This window comes from Actinomyces culturomici, assembly GCF_900499005.1.
Classification (GTDB): Bacteria; Actinomycetota; Actinomycetes; order Actinomycetales; family Actinomycetaceae; genus Pauljensenia; species Pauljensenia culturomici.
The window spans coordinates 267,372-282,162 of sequence record NZ_LS991317.1 but is presented as its reverse complement, the minus strand read 5'-3'; the positions used below and the strand labels follow the sequence as shown (position 1 = coordinate 282,162).

The window sequence follows — 14,791 nt, the reverse complement described above, 5'->3', positions numbered from 1 at the left end:
GGAGCCGGGGCGGGGCGTCTCAACCGACGGGGAGGTCCGGCGAGGGGGTCATACGTGTCGAGTCGACGGATGAATCGGGAAGAACTCGTGCCGGAACGGGTCCCGTTGTCTCTCTGACAATGAGCTCGGTGGCGAGACGCATCGGACTCATGGCATCTGGCTTGCTCTGGAGTGTGAGGATCGCTCGGACGGCCGTCGAACCGAGCTCCCTCATCGGTTGACGGACGACGGTCATCCGCGGGGTCGATGTCGAGGCGATCTCCGTATCGTCGAAACCGATGACGGAGATGTCACGGGGAATCTCCATGCCGCGTCGGCGGGCCGCATCCATGACGCCGAGGGCGATCCAATCGGAGGCGCAGATGAACCCGGTGGGTCGTTCCTCGGGTCGAAGGCTCAGCAGTGAGTCACCTGCGGAGACTCCTCCGGGGAAGCAGAAGTCCGACCACCGTACGAGGTTCGAGGCGTGTGGGACGTCATGCGCCTTCAAAGCGGAGAGATATCCCTGGTACCTCTCGAAGGAGGGAACCGAGGTCTCCGGTCCGCCGACGAACGCGATTCTCCGATGGCCAAGAGAAATGAGGAGCTCCGTCGCCTCCATCGAGGCGTTCCAATTCGTCGCTCCGATCGTCACAAGGCCGTCGCGAGGCGCCGTCGTGGGGTCGACGGCGACCAATGGGAGACCGAGGCGCGAGCACGTCGAACGAAGCGCACCGGACAGCGGAGTCGTGACGACGATGAGGCCGATGTGTGTCTTGGCGATCGAACGCAGCCACGTCGGCGTCAGCGGAACATCCTCTGAATCGCCGTCGACTTCGAGATGGGTCGTGTTGAGGTAGATGCCCTGTGCGGCCGCCTCGATGCAGGCTCCGGCAAGGACTTGAGCGGTATAGAGCGAACTGAAGGTGTCCACGACGAATGCGATCTGAGGAACCGCGCTGATGTTGCTTCTTCCCACATAACCGAGGTCGGTCGCCGCTGCGATCACGCGTTCATGGGTCGAGCGGGAGACGTCCTTGCGATGATTCAGGGCCTTGGATGCGGCCGCGGTCGAGACGCCGGCGAGTCGGGCGACGTCGGAGAGCGTGGGGCGCCCCGATAGTCCTTGCGTCCGTGTCATGTCCGTCGGGTCGTCCTTCCGGGAGGTGCGAAATAGTTTCGACATGCATCGTACATCGAGCCGTAATGGATTCGTGATGATTCAGGGATTGACAGATATAGGTGCGCTACTAAACTAAAGACACGAAGGCGAGCGTCCGAAATAGTTTCGATCATGGTCGATCGAACCGAAGCCCGCCGGGGGGTGCGTCGGGAGGTATCGGCGCACGTGTCATCCAAAGTGGTCATCGACGATCGAAGAAGGAAGATCCCATGAACCTCAAGAAGCGACTCTCAGTGGTGGGGGCCCTCGGCATTACGGCCTCGCTGCTCCTCTCCGCATGCTCCGGCGGCGCCCAGCCGAGCGGAGCCTCGGACTCGTCCGGCTCCGCCTCCGCCTGGGTGCTCACCGGCGGTACCCACGAGACGATCTGGAAGGATTCCTTCGACTCGTGGAACTCGGCGAATCCCGACAACACCATCAAGACCGAGTGGTTCGCCAACGACGCGTACAAGGAGAAGGTCAGGACCGCGATCGGCTCGGGCAACGCTCCGACGCTCATCTTCGGATGGGGTGGCGCAACCCTCAAGGACTACGTCGCCGCCAACAAGGTCGTCGACATCACCGCCGATACGCAGACCGTTCTCGACAAGGTCATCCCGTCGATCGCCGAAGGCGGCAAGGTCGATGGCAAGGTGTACGGCGTTCCGAATATCGGCACGCAGCCCGTCGTCCTCTACTACAACAAGCAGCTCTTCGACCAGGCCGGCATCTCCGTTCCGACGACCTGGGACGAGCTCCTCTCGGCGGTCGACACCTTCAAGTCGGAGGGTGTCATTCCGATCGCGCTCGCCGGCGCTTCCAAGTGGACGAACATGATGTGGCTCGAGTACATGTTCGACCGGGTCGGCGGCTCCGATGTCTTCAAGAAGATCGCGGCGAATGAGAAGGACGCCTGGTCCGACCCCGCAGTGCTCGAAGCCCTCACGAAGATTCAGGACCTCGTGAAGGCGGGCGCGTTCGGCGACACCTTCGGTTCGGTCGTCGCCGACAGCAACGCCGACGTCGCTCTGGTCCACACCGGGAAGGCCGCGATGCTCCTCCAGGGATCGTGGGCCTACGGCACGTTCCTCACGGACTCCCCCGACTTCGTGAAGGCGGGCAACCTCGGGTTCGCGGCGTTCCCGACCGTCGCCGACGGCAAGGGCGATCCCTCGGCGATCGTCGGCAACCAGTCCAACTTCTGGTCCGTCTCCGCGACGGCTTCGGAGGCGGCGCAGACCAGTGCCAAGAAGTACCTCGACAACATGTTCTCCGACGACTACGTGAAGGCCATGGTCGAGGGCGGCGACATTCCTGTGACGAAGGATGCCCAGAAGTTCATCGAGGGCACGGACCAGGCCGACTTCGTCTCCTTCGGTTACAACCTCGTCCTCAACTCCTCCAACTTCCAGCTCTCGTGGGACCAGGAGCTTCCGTCCGACACCTCCCAGGTCCTCCTCGACAACATTCAGCAGCTCTTCAACCTCTCGATCACGCCCCAGCAGTTCGTCGATACGATGAACGCGACGATCAAGTGATGATCCTCTGATCATGGCAGTCACTTCGGTCAACGGCGGCCCCGGTTCCCATCGGGCCGGGGCCGCCGCCCGGACCGGCGCACGCGCTTCCGGTCCGAATGCGCTCTTCGCCCTCCCCGCACTCGCCTTCTTCATCCTCTTCGCGATCATTCCGCTCCTCGGTGTGATCGCCCTGAGCTTCATGAACTGGGATGGACTCGGCACCCCATCCTGGGCTGGCCTGTCGAAATGGGCTGAAACCATCAAGGATCCGGCGACCCTCAAAGCAATGACTTTGACGATCTGGATCATGGTGCTCTCGTGGCTGGCGCAAACGCCCCTGTCGATCCTCCTCGGAGTCTTCATGGGGAAGCAGCAGCGCTATCGCGAGTTCCTCTCCGTCCTCTACTTCCTGCCCCTTCTCTTCTCGTCGGCCGCCCTGGGCATCGCGTTCAAGTCGCTGTTGGATCCCAACTTCGGTCTCTCCCGAGCCTTTCATCTCAAGTTCCTCGAGCAGGACTGGATCGGTTCGACGAGCCTCGCGCTTCCGGTTACGGTCTGCGTGATCGCATGGGCCTTCATCCCCTTCCACTCCTTGATCTATCAGGGCGGTGTCCGGCAGATTCCGAAGGTTCTGTATGAAGCCGCAGCGCTCGACGGGGCATCGCCGTGGCAGCAGTTCTGGCACATCACGATTCCGCAGCTCAAGTACACGATCATCACCGACTCCACTCTTCAGCTCGTCGGCGCGCTCACGTACTTCGACCTGATCTACGTCCTCACGGGCGGCGGGCCGGGCGATGCGACTCGAATCCTGCCGCTGCATATGTACATCACCGGATTCAAGAGCTTCGACATGGGGAAGGCCTCCGTCATCGGCACGATTCTCCTGGTCGTCGGACTCGCCCTATCGCTCGGACTCAATCGACTGTCCGGTGCGACCAAGATGGAGAGCCAGGTGAGCGGACTATGAACCGCAACAGGAAGATCGGCGCGCTCGTTTCGGGTGCGCTCGGGTGGCTGTGGCTGATCATCGCGCTCCTGCCGATCTACTACATCGTCGTCACGTCGCTCCGCTCGCAGTCGTCGTTCTACTCCGAGAACCCGCTTCTGCCGACCGCGCATCCGACTTTTGCGGCCTACGTCGAGGTCTTCAAGAACGACTTCTTGATGTACTTCCTCAACACCGCGATCGTCACCGTCGTCGCGGTCGCCGTGATTCTCATCGTTTGCGTGCTCATCTCGTACTACATCGTTCGCAAGCGCTCCAAGGCATCGCAGCGGGTGTTCTCTCTGATCCTTCTCGGACTCGGGATTCCCCTGCAGGCGGTCATCGTCCCCGTGTACTACCTCGTGGTGAAGATGGGCCTTTACGACACCCTGGCCGGCATTGTTCTGCCCTCGATCGCCTTCGCGATTCCGGTCACCGTCATGATCATCGTGAACTTCATGAGGGATATTCCCGAGGAGCTCTTCGACTCGATGGCGGTCGATGGCGCGAGTCAGATGAAGATTCTCCGGACGCTCGTCGTTCCGCTGACGATGCCGGCGATCACGACTGCGGGGGTCTACCAGGCGCTCCAAGTGTGGAACGGCTTCCTCTTCCCGCTCATCCTCACCCAGTCGGGAAGCGTCCGTGTCCTCACGCTTTCGCTGTGGACCTATCAGGGCCAGTACACGTCCAACATCCCCGCCATTCTCGCGGCCGTTACGTTGTCCGCAGTGCCGGTCCTCGCCGCCTACATCGTGGGACGCAAGCAGATGGTCGCCGGCTTGACCGCCGGATTCGGAAAGTGAACCGAATCCACCTCCTTTCGTGTAGAGATCAAGGAATGAAATGAACAACTCAGTTATCCACGTCGCGCTTTCCGGCGACGACGCCAACATCGGAAGCGTTGACGCTCCCGTCCGCACGATCAACCGGGCCGCTGAGATGGCCCTGCCCGGAGATGAGGTCATCGTTCATTCCGGTGAATACCGCGAATGGGTGAAGCCCCGTACATCCGGACTCTCGAACCTGCGCCGAATCACTTTCGCCGCAGCGCCCGGCGAGCATGTCGTCATCAAGGGTTCGGAAGTCGTCGACGCGTGGACCCAAGACGGACTCGGGATCTGGAAGGCCACCATTCCGGCCTCCGTCTTCGGCGACTTCAACCCGTTCGCCACACCGGTCGAAGGCGACTGGGTCGTCGTTCCATATGTCTTCGGCGATGAGAAGAGGCACCTCGGAGACGTCTACCTCGACGGCCACTCGCTGTACGAGGCCACGAGTCTCGAGTCCCTTCGCGAAGCTCGTGTCGAAACGACGATTCTCGACAACTGGACGGGCACGACGGTATCCGTTGTGGAACCGGAGTGGACGGCTCGTCGGTGGTTCGCGGAAGTCGGAGATGAAGAGACCGTCATCTGGGCGAGCTTCGGCGACATCGATCCGCGTGAGCATCTGATCGAGATCAGCGTGCGGCCGGCGGTGTTCTGGCCGACCGAGCATCATGTCGACTGGATCACGGTTCGCGGATTCGAGCTCTGCCACGCGGCTACCCAGTGGGCGCCTCCGACCGCATTCCAGGAAGGCCTTATCGGGCCGAACTGGGCGAAGGGATGGATCATCGAGGACAATGACATCCACGATTCCAAGTGCGTCGGCGTCTCGTTGGGCAAGGAACGCTCGAGCGGCGACAACTACTCGACGAAGCGTGCGGACAAGCCCGGGTACCAGTACCAGCTCGAGTCCGTCTTCTCAGCTCGTCAGATCGGCTGGGACAAGGAGCACATCGGCTCGCACATCGTTCGAAGGAACCACATTCACCATTGCGGCCAGGCCGGCATCGTCGGTCATCTCGGTTGCGTCTTCTCGACGATCGAGGAGAACGACATCCACGACATCGCCCTCAAACGCGAGTTCTGGGGCCATGAGATCGCCGGAATCAAGCTGCATGCCGCACTCGACGTGCGGATCGCCAGGAACCACATCCATGATTGCTCGTTGGGGATCTGGCTCGACTGGGAGACTCAGGGAACGAGGGTGACGAGGAACGTCCTCGATTCGAACTGCCGTGATCTCTTCGTCGAAGTGAGCCACGGTCCCTACGTCGTCGACCACAACGTTCTGGCGTCGAAGGCCTCCATCGAAGTCGTTTCCGATGGCGGAGCGTTCGTCCGGAATCTCGTCGCGGGCACCGTGCGGCTCGAGCCCGTCATGGATCGATCAACGCCCTACCACGTCCCGCATTCGACTCAGGTTTCGGGCTTCGCCTTCATTCCCGGTGGGGATGACCGGTGGGTGGGGAACGTCTTCCTCAATATCGATCCCGATACCGCCTATGCGGTCGATGGATGGTTTGGGGGGAAGGCCCATGCCGGCACCGAGGGTTACGCGGAATATCCGGCGAGCTTCGACGAGTACATGCGCCAAGTCGGCGAGTCCGAGTCCGACCATGAACGCTACTTCGGTCGGAAGCTGCCGGTATACGCGAGGATGAACGCCTACTTCGGTGGTGCCCGCCCCTACGCGGGGGAGGTCGACCCCATCGTCGAGGAGTTCCCTGCGGCCGCGAAGGTGGTCGCCTCGGATGAGGGAGTCTTCCTCGAGACGGTTTTCCCGGAGGATCTCGCCGCCATCGAGATCTCCCGTCCTGCGGGGTCATCCCTCGAGAGGTGCCACTTCCCCGATTGCGAGTACGAGGATCCGGATGGCTCACCGGTGTGTTTCGCGCTCGATCTCATCGGCGAGTCCAGTGAAGCGGGCGCTCGAGTCAGCGCCGGGCCGCTGAATGCGCTTCCTGCTGGAGAAGGACGCATTCGAATCCTGTGATCGAGTTCGGCGGCGGAGGGGATCTCCGCCGCCGAACTTCGGTTCGAGCACGATTTGGCAAGTAGAGGGGCGGGATGATTGTGGTAGTGGATTCAGGAAGCCGAGCCGGCGGCGGACATCTGGACCTCGCAGAGGAAGCGGCGCATCTCGTAGCTGAGATGAGCCTCGAGGAGAAGGCGGCTCTGACATCGGGGCTCGACTTCTGGCACACGAAGGGCTGCGAGCGCTTGTCTCTTGCGCCGATGATGATGACGGATGGTCCCCATGGGCTTCGCAAGCAAGCCGCCTCAGCTGATCATCTCGGTCTTAACGAGTCGGTTCCCGCAACCTGTTTTCCGACTGCGGCAACCCTGGGGTCGAGTTGGGATCCGTCCCTCCTTCAAGAGGTCGGACGCGCACTCGGCGCGGAGAGCGCCGATAACGGAGTCGGAGTTCTTCTCGGCCCGGGCGTGAACATCAAGCGTTCGCCGCTCTGCGGTCGGAACTTCGAATACTTCTCGGAGGATCCGATTCTCGCAGGACGAATGGCGACCGCTCTCGTGAAGGGGATTCAATCGCGCGGAGTCGGCGCCTCTCTGAAGCACTTCGCCGTCAACAACCAAGAGACCGACCGCATGAGAGTGGATGCGAGGCTCGATGAGCGGACGCTCCGTGAGATCTACCTGCCCGCTTTCGAAGCGACAGTCAAAGATGCTCACCCGCGGACAGTGATGTGTTCATACAACAGAATCAACGGAGAGTACGCGTCCCAAAGCAAGTGGTTGCTCACTGAGATCCTTCGTGATGAGTGGGGTTTCGAGGGCCTCGTGGTTTCGGACTGGGGGGCGGTGGACGATCGCGTCAGGGCGCTGGCTGCGGGGCTCGATCTTGAAATGCCCTCGTCCGGAGGCGACACGGACGCGCAGATCGTCGCTGCGGTCCGTTCGGGAGCCATCGACGAAGCGGCACTCGATGCCGCAGCGCGTCGTGTCGTCGCCCTGGTTCTTGCGGCAGCTCCCGCTCTTGAGAACCCTCCGTCGGTCGACTACTCGTCCCACCATGAACTCGCGCGTCGAGCGGCGGCCGCTGGTGCGGTTCTTCTGAAGAATGCGGTCGTGAACGACCACGCGGTTCTACCGTTCAACAAGGCGACGATCACCGCAGCGGATCCAGTCGTCGTGATCGGGGAATTCGCACGCAGGCCCCGATATCAGGGAGCGGGTTCATCGCAAGTCGCGCCGAGGCATCTTGTCGCCGCACTCGATGAGTTCGGTCGCCGACTCGATGAGGGCGCGCTCGTATTCGAAGACGGCTTCCCAATCGATTCTTCAGTCGATGCCGACGCTCAAAGAGAACGAGCAGTCCAAGCCGCCTCTGGGCGAAGGGCCGTGATCTTCCTCGGGCTTCCGGAGTCGATCGAGGCAGAGGGCTACGACAGGGACGACATGCGCATCCCTGAGGTCCAGCTTCGTCTCCTCGGCGAGATCTCGAAAGTCGCGCGAGAGTGCGTCATCGTCCTCTCGAACGGGGCGTCCATCGAGGTCGCAGACATGCTCGAGAGGTGCGATGCGCTCCTTGAGTGCTGGTTGGGCGGAGAGGCCGGAGGCGCGGCCATTGTCGACGTCCTCCTTGGAACGGCCGAGCCCGGCGGAAGACTCGCAGAGTCACTGCCAGCGCGTCTCGAGCATGTCGCTGCTCAGTTGAATTTCCCGGGAGAGGGCGGAATCGTCAACTACGGGGAGGGTATCTTCGTTGGCTACAGGGGACTCGACGCCCAGGCGTTGGATCCTGTCTTCCCCTTCGGGTTCGGCCTTTCGTACACGTCATTCTCCGTGGAGCTTCTCGATGCCCCGACTGAGATCGAAGTGGGCGATGCGTCTGGAAGAGATGCGCTCGGACGTGTTCGGGTACGCGTCGGCAACGTTGGAGATCGCCGAGGAAGCGAGGTGGTGCAGTTGTACCTCGAACGTGTTTCGGACTCGAAGATCGTGCGAGCGCCTCGGTCCCTCGTGGATTTCGCCAAGGTCGAATTGGAACCGAATGAATCGACCGTCGTGGATCTCGAGGTATCGGCGCGGTCGTTTGCGCACTGGGACGTCGGAATCGGGAATTGGCTTGTGGAACCGGGATATTGGCGCTTCGTCGTGGCTCGACACTCGCGAGATCGCGGGGACAACGTCGTATGCCGAGTTCGCGCTGATGAGGCTCGCAGGCCGCTCGACCGGGAGTCGACGCTCTCGGAGTGGATCGATGACCCGATTGGTGAGGAGGTGCTTCGTCGAGAAGCCCCAGGGTTGGCCGAGCTCGTAGAGGATCCGAAGTCGGGTCGGATGATGGGTGCGATCCCCCTGATGCGACTCGTCACGTTCCCCGGAATGGGATTCTCCCGGGCGGATGTCGATCGTCTTCTTCATCAGGTTGATTCGACGGCAAGCAATAGGACGAACGAGCAATGCCATGGAGGAGAGAAATGAGGACCTGGCACAACACCTCGCTGAGCCCCGAGCCGCGCGTCGATGCTCTTCTCGCCGAGATGGACCTCGACGCGAAGATCCACCAGCTCGGATCCTTCTGGGCCCGCGATCCCGAGGATGAAGTACCCGCTCCCGAGCCGACCGGCGATGACCACGAGGTCGCCCCGATGGAGAACGCGTTCCAGGTCGACTCTCTTACGTGGGAGGAGACGACGGATGGTGGTCTCGGCCATCTGACACGCGTGTGGGGCAGCGATCCTCTTGAAGTTCCCGAGGGCGTCGCGAAGCTCAAGCGGATGCAGGAGGACGTGCGCGCGCGCAACGCCTTCGGCATTCCCGCGATCGTCCACGAGGAGTGCCTCACCGGCTTCACCGCCTATCGGGCGACTGTCTACCCCGCCGCGATCGCCTGGGGCGCGACGTGGAACCCCGAGCTCATCGCCGAAATGGCGACCCGCATCGGCTCCGATCTCGCCGCCGTCGGCGTCCACCAGGGCCTCTCTCCCCTCCTCGATGTCGTCCGCGACTACCGATGGGGCCGCGTCGAGGAGACCTGCGGCGAGGATCCCTACCTCGTCGGCTCGCTCGGAACCGCCTACGTCAAGGGCCTGCAGTCCACCGGCGTCATGGCGACGCTCAAGCACTTCGTCGGCTACCCGGCATCGCGCGGCGGGCGCAACCACGCGCCTGTTTCGATGGGACCGCGCGAGGTCGAGGACATCATGCTCCCCTCGTTCGAGATGGCGGTCCGCGAGGGCGGCGTCGCCTGCGTGATGAACTCCTACTCCGATATCGACGGCGTTCCCGCCGCCGCCTCGCACCGGCTTCTCACCGAGACCCTCCGCGACCGCTGGGGGTTCGACGGCGCGGTGGTCTCCGATTACTGGTCGATCCGCTTCCTCGAGAGGATGCACCGGATCGCAGGCGACTACGTCGAGGCCGGGGCTCTCGCCCTGCGGGCGGGCCTCGACGTCGAGCTCCCCGAGACGACGTGCTTCGCGGGCCTCGCCGAGGCGGTCGAGCGCGGGCTCGTCACCGAGGAGCAGATCGAGACCGCAGCCCGGCGCGTCCTCCTCCAAAAGGTCCGTCTCGGTCTCCTTGACGCCGATTGGGAGCCGACGGCCGACCCGTCGCGCGACCTCGATTCCGCGGAGAACCGCGCGGTCGCCAAGCGCATGGCGGAGGAGTCGATCGTCCTCGCGAAGAACGACGGGATCCTCCCGCTCGCCCCTGCGACGCGCCTCGCCGTCATCGGCCCGGTCCCCGGTGACGTCCGGTCCTTCATGGGCTGCTACGCCTTCCCCAACCACGTCCTCACCCGCTACGAGGACAAGGGAATCGGCCTCGACATCGAGACCCTGCCCGAGGCCCTCTCCTCCGTCTTCGACTCCCCCGTCTTCGTCCGCGGCACCGGATTCATGGAGGGGACCGACGAGGAGATCGCCGAGTCCGTCGAGGCCGCGAAGAGCGCCGAGGTCGCGATCCTTGCGCTCGGCGACATCGCCGGCATGTTCGGCGGCGGCACCTCGGGGGAGGGCTGCGACGTCGCGAGCCTCGATCTGCCCGGACGCCAGGGGGAGCTTCTCGACGCGGTCCTCGAGACGGGTACGCCCGTCGTCGTCCTCCTCGTCACCGGCCGCCCCTACGCGATGGGCCGCTACGCCGAGCGCTGCGCGGCGATCGTCCAGTCCTTCATGCCCGGCGTCGAGGGCGCGGGCGCCATCGCGCGCGTCCTCACCGGCGAGATCAACCCCTCCGGGCGGCTTCCCATCGCGATTCCCAACACGCCCGGCGGTCAGCCCGGCACCTACCTCCAGCCGCCGCTCGGCTGGGAGTCCGAGGGGATCTCGAACGTCGATCCGCGCCCCCTCTTCCCCTTCGGGCACGGCCTGTCCTACACCTCCTTCGAGTACTCCGACCCGTGCGTCTCCGCCGAGTCGATCGCCCTCGACGGGACGGTCGAGTACTCGGTCGTCGTGTGGAACAGCGGCGAGCGCGAGGGTGACGAAGTCGTCCAGCTCTACGCCTCCGACCCGATCGGAGAAGTCGTCCGACCGCTCAAGCAGCTCATCGGCTTCACGAAGGTGCGCCTCGCGCCCGGCGAGTCGGTCCGCGTCGTCTTCACCGTCCACGCCGACCGCTTCTCCTTCACGGGGATCGATATGCGCCGCATCGTCGAGGGCGGGGACGTCCTCCTGTCGGCCGGTTCCTCGTCCGAGGACCGTCTCGAGCCGACGCGGGTCGTCCTCGAGCCGGGCCGCCGGATCGTCGGCGAGGGTCGTGTGCTCACGACGCCCGTCAGGGTCGAGCGGATCTGATGCGACGCGCGGCGGACGGCATCGGCCGCCCGCCGCGCCGCATCCGACGGAACGGAGTTGGACGATGCCGACCCGATACGACATGGACCTCGAGGAGCTCCGGGGCTACAGGCCCGAGCGGGCGGAGCCCCAGGATTTCGACGACTTCTGGGCCTCGACCCTTGAGGAGAACCCCTTCGACCCCTCGTTCCTCACGATCGAGCGGGCCGAATGTCCGCTCGTCACGCTCGAGGTCTTCGACGTCTCCTTCCCAGGCTTCGGATCCGATCCGGGCGTGGCTCGTGGTCCCGGCGGACGCGAACCGCCCGCTTCCGACGATCGTCCAGTACCAGGGGTACGGCGGAGGTCGCGGTCTTCCCGTCGACCACCTCGACTGGGCGAGCGCCGGATTCGCCCACTTCTTCATGGACTCGCGCGGCCAGGGCGGCACCTGGGGGAACGGGGGAGCGACCCCGGACCCGCGCGGGTCGGGCTACGGCGATCAGGGCTTCATGACCCGCGGGATCGAGGATCCCCGCGACCACTACTACCGGCGCCTCTACGTCGACGCCCATCACGCGGTCGAGGCCGCCGCGGCTCTCCCGCAGGTCGACGCCTCGCGCATCCTCGTGACGGGCGGATCCCAGGGCGGGGCGCTCGCGATCGCAGCCGCCTCCCTCAATCACCGGGTTGTCGGGGCGATGCCCGACGTCCCCTTCATGAGCGATTTCCCCCGCTCTGTCGGCCTCACCGAGGGCACCCCCTACGACGAGGTCGTCCGCTACCTCTCAGTGTTCCGCGACCGGGCGGACATGGTGTTCCGCACGCTCTCCTACTTCGACACGGTGATCGTCGGACGGAGGGCGATCGCGCCCGCGCTGTTCTCCACCGCCCTCCTCGACACCATCGCCCCGCCCTCGTCCGTCTTCGCGGCGCGCAACTGGTGGGGGGCGGCCGGAGGGGCGGCGCCGACCGCCGACATCGACGTCCACCGCTTCAACACGCACGAGGGCGGGGCCGCCTACCAGTGGCTCCACCAGGTCGAGTGGGCGAAGCGCCTTCTCGCCTCCCGCGATGCCGAGCACTGAGCGGTCCGGGGAAAGGGACTAGGTACCACCCGGTGCACTTTGAGTAGGCGTCGAGCCTTACACGGTTCTCATCCGCTTAGGTTTCATCGAACTACACATGTCGGACGTGAACTCAGGCTCTCTCAAGGGTGCAGCGGGTATCAGTCGCGACGTGGGGCGCCAACGTTTTGCGGCCTCAGACGGATGATGGGACGACGTGCGGCGTGAAGAAGCCGGAGGCGGCCGTCGTGAAGCCGTAGAGGGTCGCTTGGTAGGCGTGGTAGAGGTCGGGCTTCCCGTCCCAGGTGAAGGCGGTCGGAGCATTCGCTACGGACAGCTCGTGGAACCAGCCACCCTTCACCCTGTCGATGAGGTGAGTGTCCGTCCACTCCCACAGGAGCGAGTAGGTGTCTGCGTACTCGCGTTGACCGGTGAGCTCGGCGAGGTAGGCAGCCGCGCCGATCGCCTCGGCTTCCGCCCACCAGTACTTCTCCGGGACGACCGGCGTGCCGTCCCAGTCGACCGTGTAGCAGAAACCGCCATTCGGCCCCCAGGCGTCGGTGAAGGCGCCGTGGAAGAGTCGCTTCGCTGCGCTCAGCGTCCACGCGCCCTCGACCCCGCGGGCGCGCAGCTGGCACAGTAGCTTCGCCCATTCGAGCCAGTGGCCGGGCTGTGACCCGTAGGGTCGGAACGCATGCCGAGGATCGTCGACATTGTGGTCGGGAATCGGGCTCCAGCGGGAGTTGAAGTGCTCGTTGAGCCGCCACGCGCCGTCGCGGTCCTCGGCAGCTCCGCCGGCGATCGACCGGGCGATGCGCTCGGCGCGGGAGAGCCAGCGCTCCTCCCCGGTCGCATCGAAGGTCGCGATGAGCGCCTCAGTCAGGTGCATGTTGGCGTTTTGCCCGCGGTAGTCCTCGGCAACTGCATACGAGCGATCGAAGGCCTCGATACCGCGGCCGTCCTCCTCCACCCAGAAGCGCTCGATGTTCGCAAGCGCCAACTCCAAGAGCTCGTCGGCTCGGGCGATGTTAGCGCGCAGCGCCGAGGAAGAAGCGAGGAGGACATGCGCCTGCCCGTAGAGTTCCTTGCGATCATCGGGGGCCGCGCCACCCACGATCGAGCACCATCCGCCAAATCTGGCATCTAGGCCCGCGCCGAGCAGATAGTTGACCCCGTGCTCGGCAATCGCGCGCGCTCTTGGATTCCCGAGCACGGACTCGATCGAGAAGCAGTGGAGCATGCGGGCGTTGAGCCAGAGCTGCGCGCCCTTCGATGCGAGGGGTCGGCCGTCCGCATCGAGCCAGTAGTAGCCGGCACCCTCGTCGACCACTGCGGGCGTGTAGAAGGAGACGAGCACCGCGCGCTGCGCCTTGAGCCAGGGGAGGTGCTCCGGGGAGCCGAACGCGTAGAGGGAGGGATGAGACACGCGTGTCTTCCAATCAATCGGAGGAGTTTGGGCGCTTAGGGGTCAAGAGCCTACGCAATAGGGCACCCCGGGTGACCACATGGTGTGGCATGGAGGGCGTTGCGTTATCGCTGCCCGCGGTCCCGCTCGAGGATGTCGTATGCGACCTCGTCCGTTGTGACGAGAGCGGTGATCACTCCTGAACGGGCGATCGCTTCAATCGCTCTTGCTTTTCCGATTTCGCCGGCAACCGCCACCACCTCGTTCGTATCGCGGAGTTGATCGACGCTGATCGAGATCCTTCGATCATTCAACGATGTATGGAGGTAGTCACCGTCAGCGTTGAAGAAGAGTCCGACTACCTCCGCGACCGGGTGCAAGGAGTTGAGCTCGTCGATTTCACTTGCGGACATGTGTTGAACCAACTGGTTGATTGGAGGGTTCCAAGATCCGACCGAAAGGTAGGCGGCATCGAGTGAGTTGTAACTCGAAAGGACTTCCGCAACGGCGGGCTCGCGCCGCGCAGCGTCGGCTACTTGAGGAGTTGAACTGAAAAGAGGCGCGAAAAGTGCCTTCGTCGTGAGTTGTGACTTGGACGAGAGGGTGGCGAGCATGCTGATGGGTGATTGGAGTGGATCGTTTCCCACCATTCCGCTTACTTGGACGAACTCCATTCGCGGAAGTTTCGCGAGCCCCTCGACGACTGGAATGAGCGTTCGGCCCCACGAGAACCCGACGCGTTGCCCCTCGCGAGCATGTGTGCTAAGGAACTCTGCAGCGCGCTCTCCCAGGCGCTGACGCTCGACTGTGATGTCGGTCGACGCTTTGACGAGCAGCACTTCATCGATCCCGAGGACTGCTCGAAGACGTCGGGCGAGTGCGACGTCGCCGACCAGGGGGTGCTCAATGGCGATGCGTACAACCCCGCTCCTCTTCGCTGTCTGCAATAGGCGCGCAACTTGGAATCGTGAAATGCCAAGTGCGGAGGCGATCTCAACCTTCGTTTCATCGTCGAGGTAGTAGCGCTGCGCGACTTCGGCCATGAGCTCAAGCTCGGACTCGTCGAGCGTCTTCGGCTTTCGAACTGCCATGTCGTC

General features: G+C 63.9%; 9 protein-coding genes and 1 pseudogene. 7 read left to right on the top strand and 3 right to left on the bottom strand.

Features of this window, described 5'->3' with window-relative positions; all coding sequences use genetic code 11:
- Nucleotides 1-19 precede the first annotated feature (19 nt).
- Complete coding sequence (locus DY157_RS08285; RefSeq protein WP_160159492.1) at nt 20-1,120, bottom strand: LacI family DNA-binding transcriptional regulator; 1,101 nt, start codon at nt 1,118-1,120, stop codon at nt 20-22.
- A 251-nt stretch (nt 1,121-1,371) separates the two neighbouring features.
- On the opposite strand from DY157_RS08285, the gene DY157_RS08280 reads away from it, so the two are divergent.
- From DY157_RS08280 to DY157_RS08250, 7 genes and pseudogenes are all read left to right on the top strand, one after another.
- Nucleotides 1,372-2,679 carry an extracellular solute-binding protein gene (locus tag DY157_RS08280; protein WP_115728173.1) on the top strand — a complete coding sequence of 436 codons (1,308 nt, stop codon included), beginning with the start codon at nt 1,372-1,374 and terminating at the stop codon, nt 2,677-2,679.
- A gap of 13 nt (nt 2,680-2,692) precedes the next feature.
- On the top strand, nt 2,693-3,631 hold the full coding sequence (locus DY157_RS08275; protein WP_115728172.1) for a carbohydrate ABC transporter permease: 939 nt from the start codon (nt 2,693-2,695) through the stop codon (nt 3,629-3,631).
- Nucleotides 3,628-4,455, top strand: coding sequence for a carbohydrate ABC transporter permease (locus DY157_RS08270; RefSeq protein WP_115728171.1), 828 nt, complete (start codon nt 3,628-3,630; stop codon nt 4,453-4,455). Before DY157_RS08275 ends, DY157_RS08270 begins: the two co-directional genes overlap by 4 nt.
- 40 nt (nt 4,456-4,495) lie before the next feature.
- Nucleotides 4,496-6,472 carry a right-handed parallel beta-helix repeat-containing protein gene (locus DY157_RS08265; RefSeq protein WP_115728170.1) on the top strand — a complete coding sequence of 659 codons (1,977 nt, stop codon included), beginning with the start codon at nt 4,496-4,498 and terminating at the stop codon, nt 6,470-6,472.
- Nucleotides 6,473-6,546: 74 nt separating this feature from the next.
- Entirely contained in the window at nt 6,547-8,925 is a 2,379-nt protein-coding gene (locus DY157_RS08260) for a glycoside hydrolase family 3 N-terminal domain-containing protein (RefSeq protein WP_115728169.1), read from the top strand.
- The gene (locus DY157_RS08255; protein WP_115728168.1) at nt 8,922-11,243 is read left to right on the top strand and encodes a glycoside hydrolase family 3 N-terminal domain-containing protein; all 2,322 of its coding nucleotides are present in this window, start codon (nt 8,922-8,924) and stop codon (nt 11,241-11,243) included. The genes DY157_RS08260 and DY157_RS08255 overlap by 4 nt, the downstream gene beginning before the upstream one ends.
- Nucleotides 11,244-11,307: 64 nt before the next feature.
- Nucleotides 11,308-12,310, top strand: a pseudogene (locus DY157_RS08250) (acetylxylan esterase).
- A 175-nt stretch (nt 12,311-12,485) separates the two neighbouring features.
- Here the strand turns inward: DY157_RS08250 and DY157_RS08245 are convergent.
- Nucleotides 12,486-13,715 (bottom strand): AGE family epimerase/isomerase, encoded by a 1,230-nt coding sequence (locus DY157_RS08245; protein WP_115728167.1) that lies wholly within the window; start codon nt 13,713-13,715, stop codon nt 12,486-12,488.
- A gap of 104 nt (nt 13,716-13,819) precedes the next feature.
- A complete protein-coding gene (locus DY157_RS08240) occupies nt 13,820-14,785 on the bottom strand; it encodes a sugar-binding transcriptional regulator (protein WP_115728166.1) in 966 nt (321 codons plus the stop codon).
- Nucleotides 14,786-14,791: the final 6 nt, after the last annotated feature.